This window comes from Myxococcales bacterium (genome assembly GCA_016703425.1).
In the GTDB taxonomy this organism is placed as follows: domain Bacteria; phylum Myxococcota_A; class Polyangia; order Polyangiales; family Polyangiaceae; genus JADJCA01.
In genome coordinates, this window is record JADJCA010000009.1 from 437,765 (window position 1) to 450,676 (window position 12,912).

Sequence of the window (12,912 nt, forward strand, 5' to 3'; positions counted from 1 at the left end):
CGGCCTCGATGTATGCTGCGACCGCATGAGCGGTGCTCGCACGCGCATCCGGCCGGGCGACCTCATCGCTGACCGCTACCGCATCGAGAGCGCCCTCGGTGCGGGCGGCATGGGGATCGTCTTCGCCGCGACGGACCTCAAGAGCGGCGCGCCCGTTGCCATCAAGATTCTCTCCGCGCACCTGAGCGACACGGCGACGGGACACGCGAGGTTTTTGCGGGAGGCTCGGGCATCGGCGACGATCGAGAGCGCTCACGCCATTCGCGTCCTCGACACAGACACGCACGACGGCACCCCCTTCATGGTGATGGAGCGTCTGGAGGGCTTCGACCTCGCTCGCGTCATCGCCTCGCGTGACGCACTCCCCGTGCCGATGGCTGCCTTGGCCCTACGTCAGGCCTGCGAAGGCATCTCCGCGGCGCACGAGGCCTCCCTTGTGCACCGCGACATCAAGCCATCAAACCTGTTCGTTGCCCGCGACGCAGATGGGGCGGAGCGCGTCGTGGTGCTCGACTTCGGCATCTCGAAGGCGACGCACGCATTCGGCGACACCACGGAGCTGACGGCCACGACCGAGGTCTTCGGCTCGCCTCGCTACATGTCGCCGGAGCAAATCCGAAGCGCCAAAAACGTCGACGCGCGGACGGATGTCTGGTCCCTCGGCGTGGTCGCCTACGAGCTCTTGACGGGCGAGCGCCCCTTCGCGGCGGACGCGCTGCCTGCGCTCTCCGCGATGATTCTCGAGGAGGACCCGGCCCCATTGAGCGCGCGACGGGCCGAAATTCCCAAAGAGCTCGAGGCCATCGTGCTCCGCTGTTTGGCGAAGAAGCCCGAGGCTCGTTTTGCGACCGCCCATGAGTTAGGGGCGGCGCTTGCGCCGTTTTCGACGACGGCACCGCTCGCGCTGCTCGATGGCGTCACGATCGACGGGAGCGTCGCGAACGCGGGCGCGCCGAAGAGCACGCGCACGTTGCCGCCGCCGATGCCGCTCGTCGCGCCGCCTGACCCGGCTGACGCCATCGCCACGCGACACGAACCGCGCGAGGCGACGCCCGCGCGAGCCGCGAAGCGGCGCTCGACGTATTTCGTCGTCGGCCTCGGAGCCGCGCTCGCTGCCGGCGGCCTCGGGGCAGCGTCGATCGTCTTGGGCCCTAAGACACCGCCCGCCGCTCCGCTGCCTAGCGCCAGCGCCAGCGCGGCCGGCTGTGTCGTGCGAGGCGCGCAGTCCTATCCGAGCCCATGGCAGGCGTTTCGGAGCTCGATCGCGGCCACCGACTCGGGCGCCGTCGTGTCGCAATGGATGCGCGAAGACGGGTTGATCAAGACTTGGATGTTCGAGACGAGGACGCCCGGCTCGGAGATCGCGCACCGGTTCCGCTACGAGCTCGCGGGTGTGCCATCCCAGGGCGACACGCGCAGCGTCATCAGCGACTTTGGCGATGAGCCGGTCGTCGTGACCTCCACCTGGCAGAGTGCAATCAAACCGCCGCGGACCTTTCTCGCGTTGACCAACCTCGCGCCGCCAGGGGCCCGTTCCGCCCGCGCTCGGGCCGGGCTGTTGCGCAAGAGACGACCGATCTAGCCGTCCTCGCGTTTCGCGACGCGCTGTTCGCGGTAACGATGGGCCGACCGCAACCGCCGAGCGGGATGCGCAGCGAGGTCCGTCTCTCGCAGCTGTACGGGCAAGGTACGTACGACGCGAGGGCCTTGCTCCACGACGCCAAGACGGCGAGCGAATTTTTGCGCGGCGTGGCGGCGGCTGCATCGCCCACGCGAGCCGTCGTCGCCGTCCGAAGCTTCGCGCAAATCCACGCGTTCACCTTCTCCGCCGGGCGCGAGATCTCCGAGGTCGCGACCTTCACGGAGGACAACGACGCCATCCGCGTGGCGGCGCGCGGCGACGAGTTCTTCCTCTTCTCGGGAAACGGCGACGGCCAGTGGAAGTCGCGGCGACTCGCGCCCGGCGCCCCGGCGTTCGACGAAGCCAACGCGATGCCCACGGAAATGCAGACGCTCGCGGTCGTCGGCAACAACGATGAGCTTTTCGCCGCGTGGCGTGAGCCGGCGACCAAGCGGATTCGCTACGGCCGCGCGCGGGGCCCCATCGACGAACTCTTGACCAGAGGAGGGGCGCTGGACGTCGACGGGGCCGTGCACGCCACAGCCGCCCGCGGTTCGCGCGTCTGGGTCGCGTACGAAACCCTCTCGATCGGTGTGACCGAGCTCTCCTGCCCGTGAGTGCGCGCGCAGTGCCCGCGTCACTGACGGAGCGCGCGGTCGAGCGCCCTAGGATCGAAGCCCACGAGGATCTTCCCGCTCACGTCGAGCACAGGAATCGCCGACGCGACGAGCCCGGCGCCGTCCAGCTTCGAGCGCATCTCGGCTTGCGCCACCGGATCACCCCCCACGTCGCGCACCGCGACCTTCACGCCACGAACCTTTAGGTAGAGCGCCGCGTCGTGACACGGCGCGCACCACTCGGCGCCGTAGAGCGTCACCGCACCGTGCGAGACGGTGTGTCCGAGGGGCGTCGACGCACGGGCCGGAGCCCCCCAATGGCGGCCCGCAGGCGTCGCGCAGCCGGCCAGGAGGCCCGTCGCAACCAAGAGGATCGCTCCTCCGAACAACTTCTTCGGCTCGAGCATTCGAGTACTCCCATCAGCCTGACACGTGGCAAAGGAGCGCGCCGCGAGATGGCAGCACCCGATCCCAGATGAGACAAGGGGCCCAGATGAGACAAGGAGCCCAGATGAGGCAAGGAGCCCACATGAGACAAACGGAAGAACGGCGCGTCAGCGAAGCGCTTGAGAGACGGCCACCTGGGAGAAGCCGACCAAGATCTTTCCTCTGACGTCGAGCACGGGAATCGAACCGCCGCGAATGCCGGCCTGCCGGAGTTTGTCCTTCATTTCGCGCGCCGCGGCGGCGTCAGACTCGATGTTTTTCTCGACAAAAGGCACGTTCCTCGACTTGAGGAACGCAGCCGCCTGATGGCACGGGCCGCACCAATCGGCGCCATAAATGATGACGTCGGGCGCGCCGTTGGGCTGCGCCGCGGCCACCGGTGGCGTGTCACGCGGGTTGAGGTTGGGCGGAGGCGCCGTTGGAGGTGTCTGTGGGACGGCGGGCCCGCGGCCAGCGCGCCGCTCGCGCGCCATGCCCTCCAGCACGGAGCGCTTGATGATCCGAACCGGGTACGAGCCGTCGGGGCGTGCGTCGCGCAGATCGCTCACGAACACCAGCTCGCCGCCGAGCTCTCGCGTGGGGTCCGTGACGCGGACGATGTCGCGCGCCTTCTCGGGCACCTGGCTTGGCTTCGACACCACGTGGAAGTCGCCCGCCTGATCCATGTACGCGAGCACCAAGTCGTCGCGCGACTCCGACACCATGGGGTCGCCCGCGTCGACGGCGCTCTCGGTTGCGCTCTTCTTGCAGGCCGAGGTCGCTACCAACGCTAGGCACACGAGCCAAGGCGTGAGCACGCGCACGCAAGACAGAGGCAGATCACGCGCGCCTTGAAGCATCACGGAGCCTCCGTGGACAAGCGCGCCCACTCATTCAGGAGCGAGTCGACCTTGCGAGCCAGAACCTGTTCTTCGTGAGCCATGCTGGCGAGCTTCTCCCAATCGTCACCGGGGGCCTCCTTGAGCCTCGCACGAAGCTCGCCCAAAAGCTTCTCGCTCTCGGCGATGGCGCGTTCGAGCTCCCCCACGCGCTTCGTTCGGCGCTCCCGCTCCCGCGCTTCGCCCTTCTGGGCCTCGTGGGCGGCGCGTTTTTGGGCGTCGTCTTTGGGCGCCTCGACCTTTTCCTTCTCGCGGCGCGCCTTTTGAACCACCGCCGTCGGCGGCGGCGGCGGCGGCGCGTGCGCGCGCACGAAGTCCCGGAAGCCGCCGGGGAAGATCTCCACGTCTCCATCGCGGACGCTCACGATGCGCGTCGCCACGTTCTCGAGAAAGCGTCGGTCGTGCGAAACGAAGAGGACCGTCCCCTCGAAGCTGACGAGCGACTCTTCCAGGATTTCCGCCGCCGGGATGTCGAGATGGTTGGTCGGTTCGTCGAGGAACAAGAGATTGCGCGGCTCCAGCAGCAACTTGGCGAGGGCGAGGCGCGCGCACTCGCCGCCGGAGAAGCCGCCGACGACGCGCAGCGGATCGTCGCCCCAGAAGCGAAAGCGCGCGAGGTATTGGCGCGCCGCCTCCACCGTGAAGTCGCCGCGAATGCGTCGCACCTCTTCGACGGCGGTGTTTCCGCGATTGAGCTCGCCGAGGTGCTGATCGAACACGCCCTCTTCGAGATTCGTGCCTCGCTTCACGGTGCCGCGATCGGTTGGCGCGCCGCGACCCGTGAGCAGCTTGAGGAGCGTTGTCTTGCCGGCGCCGTTGGGGCCGACGACGCCAATGCGCTCGCCGCGACGCACGAGCAGATCGAAGGGGCGAAAGAGCTCGCGTTCGCCGCGCGACGCAGCGAGCCCCTTGGCTTCGAGGACAATGTCACCAGAGCGCGCCGCCGGCGCGAAGCGAAAGGCCACCTTCTCGGCGACCTGCCAGACGTCTTCGGGTCGTTCGAGCCGGTCGAGCTTCTCGAGCATCTTGCGGCGACTCTGGGCCTGCTTCGTCTTTTGCCCGGCGATGTTCCGACGAATGAAATCTTCCGTCTTGGCGATCGTCGCTTGCTGACGCGACACGAGGGCCCGCTCACGTTCGAGGTCTTCGGCACGCAGGACGACGTATTCGCTGTAGCGGCACGGGTACGTGCGGAGGCCATGGGTCCCCAGCTCGAAGGTCTTGCTCGAGATGGCGTCGAGGAAGGCGCGATCGTGGGACACCACCAGCACGGCCGCGCGAAGGCGACCCAGGTAGTCCTCCAGCCACGAGATGGTGTCGAGATCGAGGTGGTTCGTCGGTTCGTCGAGCAAGAGCAGATCAGGCTTCTGCGCCAGGATGACGCCCAGGTGCAATCGCCCGCGCTCGCCGCCGGAGAGCGACGCGACGGGCCGCTCGAGATCGCGTTGGGAGAAGCCGAGCCGCGCGGCGATGACCGACACCTCGCGCTCGAGCTCGTCGCCGTGCGTCAGGTGGTAGCGGTCCTGGAGCTCGGCGAGCCGGGCGAGATCGCGGGCCTCGCCGCTCGCGGCCGCGTGCGACGCCTCGTTCAAGGCGGCACGGAGCTCGGTCACCTCGCGGTAGCCGGAGAGGAACGCCGAGAGCACGTCGCCCTCCGCCGCGAGCTCGTGCGACTGCCGGTAGTAACCGACGCGAACATCCTTTGCGACGACCACGGCGCCGCTGTCGGCTTGGAGCTCCTTGGCGACGAGCCGAAGCAGCGTGGACTTGCCGGCGCCGTTGGGTGCGACGAGCGCTGCGCGCTCCCCCATGGCGAGGTTGAACGTTATCCCCTCGAAGAGGAGATCGGCGCCGTAGCCAAAGCGAAGATCGGCGACCTGAAGGACCGTCATGAGGGCTCTAGCCGACGAGCCGCGTGAGGGCGTCGACGGTCGTCGCCAGCGCCGCCGTCTGGCGGGGGTCTTGCGCGAGAAACGCTTCGATTCGGGGCATCCGTGACAGCGCGTCGTCGACGAGTCGGTCGCTTCCCTTGGCGTACGCGCCGAGGGTGATGAGGTCGCGCTTGGTCTCGTAGGCTCCGAGAAGCGTCCGGAGCTTGCGTGCGGCGTCACGATGCTCTGGCGACACGACCGTATCCATCACGCGGGAGAGCGACTGAAGCGCGTCGACGGCAGGGTAGCGACCGCGACCCGCGAGGGCTCGATCGAGCACGACGTGGCCGTCGAGAATGCCGCGCACTTCGTCGGCGATGGGCTCGTCGAGATCGCCGCCTTCGACGAGCACGGTGTAGATGGCTGTGATGGAGCCCCTGGCGGCGCGACCGGAGCGCTCGAGGAGGCGCGGCAGCATCGCGAAGACGCTCGGCGGATAGCCGCGCCGCGTCGGCGGCTCACCGGCGGCGAGGCCGATCTCGCGCTGCGCGCGCGCGTAGCGCGTGATCGAGTCGACGAGCAAGAGGACCCGCTTGCCTTCGTCGCGGAACGACTCAGCGATGGCCGTCGCCACCTCGGCGGCGCGTAGTCGCTCGAGCGCCGGCGCGTCGCTGGTGGCGACCACCACGACGCTCCGACGAAGGCCGTCTTGGCCGAGCGCCGTTTCGAGGAAATCGACGACCTCGCGGCCGCGCTCGCCGATGAGACCGACGACCACGACATCGGCTTCGGCGCCGCGCGCGATGGCGCCGAGGAGCGTGCTCTTGCCCACGCCGGAGCCGGCGAAGAGGCCGATGCGTTGGCCTTCGCCGAAGGTGGTAAGCGCATCGAGGACGCGAACCCCGGTGGCGAGCGACGCCGCGATGGGAGGACGCTCAAGGGCCGCCGGCGGTGCGCGCTCGACGCTGACGGAACGGCCGCTGATGGGCGGACCGCCGTCAATGGGGCGGCCGAGGCCGTCGACGACGCGGCCCAAAAGGGCGCCGCCGACGACGACCGAGAGCGGGCCTCCCGTGGCCACCACTTCGTCGTCGGGGCCGACGCCGGCGAGATCGCCGAGCGGCATCGCCACGGCTTCGCCGCCGGAGAAGCCGACGACCTGACACGAGAGTGGCTCGCCGCGGCGCTTGATGAGCACCACGTCGCCGATACGAGCACCGGGCAGCGTGAACCGCACCGCGAGGCCCGTGACCGCTTGGACGCGGCCGGTGACGGCGACGCTCGGCGTCGAGCGAAGCAACGCGGAGAGCGCCTCGCGATCCATCAGCCGCCGGCCGAGGCCTTCTTTCGTGGGGTGCCTTCGAGCTCCGCTTGCAGCTCGGCGAGGAGCTCCTTGGCCTTGGCGGAGAGCTTCTGCGGCACCTCGACCTGAATGGCCACCATGAAGGCTCCGCGGCCTCGCCCGTCGAGGCGGGGAATCCCCTGCCCTTTGAGCGTGAAGACCGACCCCGGCTGCGTCCCTGCCGGCAGCGCGATCTCATGTTGGCCGCCGTCACCGTCTTCGGCGCGCAGCGCCGGGACCCGCAGCTTGGCGCCCATGGCGGCGTCGCAGAAGCTCACTTGAACGCGGCTGATGACGTCGACGCCGTCGCGCTCGAAGCGCGGATCGTCTTCGACCTCTACCTCGACGTAGAGATCGCCCGGTGGCCCGCCGCCTTGCGCTGCGATGCCTTGCCCTTGCACGCGGAGCCGTTGGCCGCTGTCGATGCCGGCGGGGAAGCCGACCACCACCGTGTGCGGCTTGGCCACGACGCCCTCGCCGCCGCATGGCTTGCACGCGTTGCGAATCGTTTGGCCGCGGCCTTGGCATCGCGGGCACGGCGCCGTGAACATGACGAAGCCGCGGGCGTTGGAGATTTGCCCGGTGCCGCGGCATTGACTGCATTGTTCGGGCTTTGAGCCGGCGGCGGCGCCGGAGCCGCTGCACTCGTCGCAGCGGGCTGGAGTTTGGACCGTGACCTCGCGCTTGCAGCCGAAGGCGGCCTCACTGAGCGTGAGCCGCTGCTGCACGCGGATGTCGGCGCCGCGGCGGACGCCACCGAAGCCCCCGAAGCCGCCCCCCGAGAACATCTCGGAGAAGAGGTCCTGCATGTGCGAGAACACGTCACCGGCGTTACTGAAGCCGCCGCGGCCCTCGAGACCTTCGTGGCCGAAGCGATCGAAGATCTCCTTCTTCTCGGGGTCCGAGAGGACCTGGTAGGCCTCGTTGACGAGCTTGAACTGGGCCTCCGCGGCGGCGTTGCCGGGGTTTCGGTCCGGGTGATGCTTGAGCGCCTCCTTCTTGTAGGCGCGCCGCACCTCGTCGGCCGAGGCCGATTGCGTGACACCGAGGACCTCGTAGGAGTTCGGCTTGTCCGACATGCGTTCCTGGTGCCCTGAATCCGTGGAATCGGAGAGACGGTAGGACGGTCAACGTCCCCAACCGGCAGCTTGGCGTGGGCGCCAAGGTAAGGTTGCCGCGGCCCGTGTCAACGGCCTAGCTCATCGGACTTTGCGGGAGCGGACCGCTCGGCGAGGGCCCCCTCGGCGCGAACGCGCGCCTCGTGCTCTTGCCGGAACGCCTGGCGCAACATCTCGAGCTCGTCCCGGAGGCGCCCCAGCTCGTCGTTTGCGCTCGTGGCGGGCGGCGTCGCGGCTGCGCCCTCGGCTGTGCCCAAAGATGGCGTCGTCTCGGGCGAAGGCTGCGGCGCCTGCTGCGACGCTTGTGCGTTCGCGAGAGAAAGCTCGTCGATGCGCCAGCGGAGCGCTTGCAGCTCGCCTTCGCGACGCGCCGCATCGAGCGACAGGGCCTCGAGGGTCGCGTGGAGGCGAGCCCGCTCTTCTTGTGCCATCGCCGAGGGCGCGTTGCTGCCGGTGGCGACCGGAGACACCACCGTCGCCGGGCCTGCCGACGACGGAACGCGAGGTTCGCCGTGCTGAAGCGTCTCGAAGCGCAGGAGCAGCTCTTTCACCATGCGATCACGCCGCAAGAGCTCGGTCTCGAGCGCGTGAACGGCGCGACCCCGCTCTCGGAGCGCCTCTTCAAGCGCCTCCAGTTCGAGACCGTGGACCTCGGTCGCGATGGCGAGCTCGGCGTCGAGCGCCTCGGCGACCATGGTCGACTGCTCGGCGCGAACCGAGAGCGACTCGATCTCCGCGAGCCGCGCGAGGGCCGGTTCGAGCTCGGCGAGCTGGGCCGCGGCGGCGCGAAACTTGTCCGTCTGCTCGGCGAGCGCTCGCTCCACTTCGCGGCCCCGGGAGGCGAGCTGGCGCCGCTCTTCATCGGCGCCGGCGAGCGCGGCTTCGGCCTTCTGAAGCGCGTCGGTGCGCCGCGAGAGCTCTTGCTCCGCGCGCCGCTGCGCGCCCTCGGCGAGGCTCGAGCGCTGGCGCTCTTCGTCGAGCTGACTCTCGAGGACCTCGGCGCGCAGTCGCGCGGTGGCGAGCTCCGCCCGGTGGTGATCGGTCTCCGCGGCGCGCTCGCGAGCCGCCGCGGCGGCGCGCTCCTGTTGCGCCGTGTCGCGCGCCGGCGCAGCCTCAACGGCGACGTCTTCGTCGTCGCGACGCTGGACGATGACGTAGGGCCTGAGGACCGCCGGTCCGCCGACGGCGAGAAAGAATGTGGGGGGGACCTCGCCGGCGAGCTGCGTGTCGACGGTGACGTCCGCGGCGGCGTCCTCCTCGCCCAGCACGGCAAGCGCATCCCCGCGGAACGGGACCTGCCCCACCATGCGGACGTCGGGCCACTGGGCGAGAACCGCGTCATAAAATTCGTAATACCCGACGGCACCGTCGGCGCTCGCACCAAAGACCCCGAGCCCCGTAGGCCCCACGAGGCGCCGCACCGCCATCATGCCGTCGTCGAGATCGGCGAAGGCGCTGACGTCGGGCACAATCACCAGCTCGATCACGCCTTGCCGCGACGTGCCCCCCAAGGCCGAGGTGAGCTCGCTCATGGGGTGCACAACGACGTCGTCGGCCGCCGCATCGGGGCCGTCCTCGTACGCGTGAGCGGCGCGTGCCCCGGCCTCGAGGAGCACGTCGGCGAGCGCCGCGGCGCCCGGGCCCACGACAGCGACGCGCCTCCGTAGAGCGAGCGGCTCGAGGTAGGCGGACAGGGTGGCGTGTTGCCTTTGGCGCTTCTCGTTCATCGCAGGGTTCCGCGGCCGAAGCCTGGCGCCTGGCGCCTGGCGGGAGAGGCAGCCTATCGCAATCCGCGCGGTTTCGTCAGGCCACGGCGGGCGCCGTCGGCGGCGGGCTGGCATCCGCGGGCGCGCCCCATCCAAAGCGCAAAAGGCCGCGCCGCTCCTGGGGCAACGACGCCGCTTCGCCGCTCGCGACCTGCCGCTGCGCAGTTTCCAGGCCTTCGCGCCGCTCTGCGAGCAGCTCCGTCAGGTGGCCGGCGAGGGCGCAGGCCGCGCCGAGCGACGGCGTCTCGGGCGCGAAGATGAGGACGCGTTGCTCCTCGACGCGGCCTATGGACGCGACGAGCGGGAGCGGCTCCGAGGCGCGTTCCGGGGAGGCCGCCGGCGACGCGGCGCCTCGGTGAACGGCGAAAGCGAGCTTGCGGGCAGCCGCCGAGTCTTCGCGGACGCGTACCAAGAGTTCCACGGCGCCATCGCGCTCCGCGAGCTCGAGGGCCAAGAGCCCCGGCATCGGGCTGCCCAGGACGACGCGCAGCCGGAGCTCATCGGCGCGAGAGCCGCCCTTCGGGACGCGCCCGAAGGGAACGATCTTGAGGCCTCGGCTGCGGAGCTTGCGCGCGAGAATGCGGAGCCTTTCCCAAGCGACCGGATCGGGAACCCAAAGGGCCGCAATCATCGTCGCGACGACGAGCGCCACGGGCAACGGATCGCCAATCGCCATCATCGGCGCCTCACCGCGCGCGGAAGCGACGACCAGGAGCGTCAACATGAGGAGCGTCACGAGGAGCGCCGCCACGCCGCGAAGCGAGCTCGCTTCGAAGAGCGACCGCGTCGGCTCCGGCAGCGCCTCGCGAGAGCGAAGCGGCAACCAGTCGGCGCCTCCGCGCACCGTCGGCGCCTCCGCCGGCGCGCGCACGAGCAAGAGCGCGCTCGCGGCAACCACGAGAGCCGCAGAGGCCGCGTGCCCCGATTGCGAGAGACCGGTCGCGACCCCCGAGCCGCCCGCGACCAGGAACGGTTGGACGGTGTGGACGATCTTCGCAGCCCGCGGCGACGACCACGGGAGGAGCAAGAGGCGCTGCGTCGTGGCCTGGCCAGCGGCGCGGGCTCGGTTGCGGAGCCAGGCGAGGGCAAAGACCAAGAGGGCCACCGCGCAGGGCAGCAGCTCCGCGCGCGACGACTCGCTCGATGCGGCGTTCGCCGCGGCGGGCGGCGCATGCCCTCCGACAGCACCGGCCGAAGGCGCGCTCCCACGACGAGCCCCCGGCAGCGCACGCGGATCGACGCGAATCTCCCAGCGGGCGGCTTCACCCCTCGCGACGCGCGGCCGCACGAGCTCGACTTCGTCGCGCGTCGCGGTGCGGCGTAGCGTGTGCATCATCGACCCAACGGCCGGCTGGCCGTCGGTGACTTCCCCGCGCCCCTCGGCCACGCGCGGCTCCGTTGGCGCCGCCGGCAGATCGAAGACGACGCGCATGCCGTCGACCCCCTCCGACATCGGCGGGCTCGTCCAGCCGAGCCGATAGAGGACGCCGTCCTTTTCGAGCGCGTCGCCCTTCGCGAGGTCCGTCCTAAGCGCGAATCGAAGCGTGTAACTTCCACGTTTAAGCCCCTTCTCTTCCAGCGGCTCGAGGCGGAGCGTCCCGTCGTCTTTGGCGACGACCCGCGCGCCAATGACGCGGCCGTCCTCCGCCTGAAAGGCGGCGGCGTTTCCAGCGGCGTCGAGGATCGACTCGGCGTTCTGCGCTGCGCCCTTAAACTCCAACGAACGAAGCGCGCCGCCGCTCACCCGGAGGCCCAGCGTGTGCTCGATGGACGCGACGGCCTCCGCGGCGACGTGGACCTTCACGTCGTAGGAGCTGATGTGAAGCGTCGTCGCCAAGACGATGGGCGCGGCCGGTCCGGCGGCGGGAGCCGACACCGGTGAAGCGGGGCGACCGGGTTTCGGCGCGGCCGTAGCCGTTCCCGCCAGCCCGAGGCAAAAAAGCGCGATGGAAACGAACCCGATCCGCACGCACCCACATCTACCCACCCGCGCCGTCGCGGCCAAATTTCGGGGCCGTTTGCGCGCGCGTGTAGGCTGACGGCGATGCCGCGAGCGAGTTACAAGCGCTTCTTCCGCCGCTTTCTCGATGCCGGAGGCCCTCGCCTCCACTTCGCGGCGCACAGCCATCACCTCTGGCCCGACGTCAGCTTCGACGCGCAGGCGCAGGCGTGGCTCGACGCCGCCACGCACGTCGATCAGAAGTGGGACGTCATCTTTGGCAAGCTCTGGCCGCGCGCGCAAGCGCACGTGGCTCGCGTCCTCGACCTCCCCGACGCGGCCACCGTCGCCTTCGCGCCGAGCACGCACGAGCTCGTGGTGCGACTCCTGTCGTCGCTCGACGCACCGAAGCCGCGCGTCCTCACGACCGACAGCGAGTTTCACTCGTTCTCAAGGCAAGCGCGGCGCCTGGAAGAGAGCGGCGACCTTGCGGTCACGCGCGTGCCGGTGCGCGAGCCGCAGACCTTCGTGGCGCGCTTTGCGGAGGCTGCGAGCAGCCAGCCGTTCGACCTCATCTTCTTGAGCCACGTGTTCTTCGACTCAGGGCACGTGACAGAGCCGCTCGAGCGCATCGTCTCGTCGGTGCGGGACGACAAGACCGTCGTGGTCATCGATGGCTACCACGCGTTCATGGCCCTCCCGACGTCGCTGCGTGAGCTAGCGCCGCGCATCTTCTACGTGGCCGGCGGGTACAAGTACGCCATGAGCGGCGAAGGCGTGTGCTTCTTGCATGCTCCACCCGGCTACGCGGAGCGGCCGCGAAACACGGGGTGGTTCGCCGCCTTCGGTGCGCTCGCGAGCGCTGGCGGCGGCGTGGACTACGCGCCCGGTGGCGGCCGCTTTCTGGGAGCGACGTTCGATCCGACCGCGCTTTACCGCTTCGTGGCCGTCATGGATTGGCTCGAGCGCGAGGGCCTCAGCGTCGAGGTCATCGACGCCCACGTGCGCCACCTCGAAGAGCGCTTCATCGAAGCGCTCGACGCGGCGGCCCTTCCGATTTCGTCGCGCGATCTGACGAGCTCCCTGGACCACAAGCAGCGCGCACACTTCCTGTCGTTCGAGACGCCACGCGCGAAGGCGCACTACGACAAGCTCCTCGCGGCGGGCGTCGTCACCGACGTTCGCGGCGATCGCCTGCGCATCGGCTTCGGCCTCTACCACGATGACGAAGACGTCTTAGCGCTCATCGAGCGCATGCGCGCGTGTGGGTAGCGACCTCAATGGCGCGAAGCGTCGCCACTTCTCGGTGGGCA

General features: G+C 69.8%; 10 protein-coding genes. 3 read left to right on the top strand and 7 right to left on the bottom strand.

What is annotated here, in order from left to right; translation table 11 throughout:
• Nucleotides 1–25 precede the first annotated feature (25 nt).
• Together IPG50_19585 and IPG50_19590 are read left to right on the top strand one after the other, a co-directional pair.
• Nucleotides 26–1,582: a serine/threonine protein kinase gene (locus IPG50_19585; protein MBK6694385.1), complete on the top strand. Its 1,557-nt coding sequence runs from the start codon at nucleotides 26–28 to the stop codon at nucleotides 1,580–1,582.
• Nucleotides 1,583–1,620: 38 nt separating this feature from the next.
• On the top strand, nucleotides 1,621–2,238 hold the full coding sequence (locus IPG50_19590; protein MBK6694386.1) for a hypothetical protein: 618 nt from the start codon (nucleotides 1,621–1,623) through the stop codon (nucleotides 2,236–2,238).
• 20 nt (nucleotides 2,239–2,258) lie between these two features.
• On the opposite strand, the gene IPG50_19595 is transcribed toward IPG50_19590, so the two are convergent.
• From IPG50_19595 to IPG50_19625, 7 genes are all read right to left on the bottom strand, one after another.
• Nucleotides 2,259–2,645, bottom strand: a complete 387-nt coding sequence (locus tag IPG50_19595; protein ID MBK6694387.1) for a hypothetical protein — start codon at nucleotides 2,643–2,645, stop codon at nucleotides 2,259–2,261.
• 147 nt (nucleotides 2,646–2,792) lie between these two features.
• Nucleotides 2,793–3,527, bottom strand: coding sequence for an NrdH-redoxin (locus IPG50_19600; protein MBK6694388.1), 735 nt, complete (start codon nucleotides 3,525–3,527; stop codon nucleotides 2,793–2,795).
• Nucleotides 3,524–5,455 (bottom strand): ABC-F family ATP-binding cassette domain-containing protein, encoded by a 1,932-nt coding sequence (locus IPG50_19605; protein ID MBK6694389.1) that lies wholly within the window; start codon nucleotides 5,453–5,455, stop codon nucleotides 3,524–3,526. Before IPG50_19605 ends, IPG50_19600 begins: the two co-directional genes overlap by 4 nt.
• 7 nt (nucleotides 5,456–5,462) lie before the next feature.
• Nucleotides 5,463–6,758 carry a FliI/YscN family ATPase gene (locus IPG50_19610; protein ID MBK6694390.1) on the bottom strand — a complete coding sequence of 432 codons (1,296 nt, stop codon included), beginning with the start codon at nucleotides 6,756–6,758 and terminating at the stop codon, nucleotides 5,463–5,465.
• Nucleotides 6,758–7,855, bottom strand: coding sequence for a molecular chaperone DnaJ (gene dnaJ, locus IPG50_19615; GenBank protein MBK6694391.1), 1,098 nt, complete (start codon nucleotides 7,853–7,855; stop codon nucleotides 6,758–6,760). The genes IPG50_19610 and dnaJ overlap by 1 nt, the downstream gene beginning before the upstream one ends.
• Before the next feature lie 107 nt (nucleotides 7,856–7,962).
• Complete coding sequence (locus IPG50_19620) at nucleotides 7,963–9,621, bottom strand: hypothetical protein (GenBank protein MBK6694392.1); 1,659 nt, start codon at nucleotides 9,619–9,621, stop codon at nucleotides 7,963–7,965.
• Nucleotides 9,622–9,697: 76 nt separating this feature from the next.
• Nucleotides 9,698–11,536, bottom strand: a complete 1,839-nt coding sequence (locus IPG50_19625; GenBank protein ID MBK6694393.1) for a hypothetical protein — start codon at nucleotides 11,534–11,536, stop codon at nucleotides 9,698–9,700.
• A 168-nt stretch (nucleotides 11,537–11,704) separates the two neighbouring features.
• Between IPG50_19625 and IPG50_19630 the strand changes: the two genes are divergently transcribed.
• Nucleotides 11,705–12,871 (top strand): aminotransferase class V-fold PLP-dependent enzyme, encoded by a 1,167-nt coding sequence (locus IPG50_19630; GenBank protein MBK6694394.1) that lies wholly within the window; start codon nucleotides 11,705–11,707, stop codon nucleotides 12,869–12,871.
• Nucleotides 12,872–12,912: the final 41 nt, after the last annotated feature.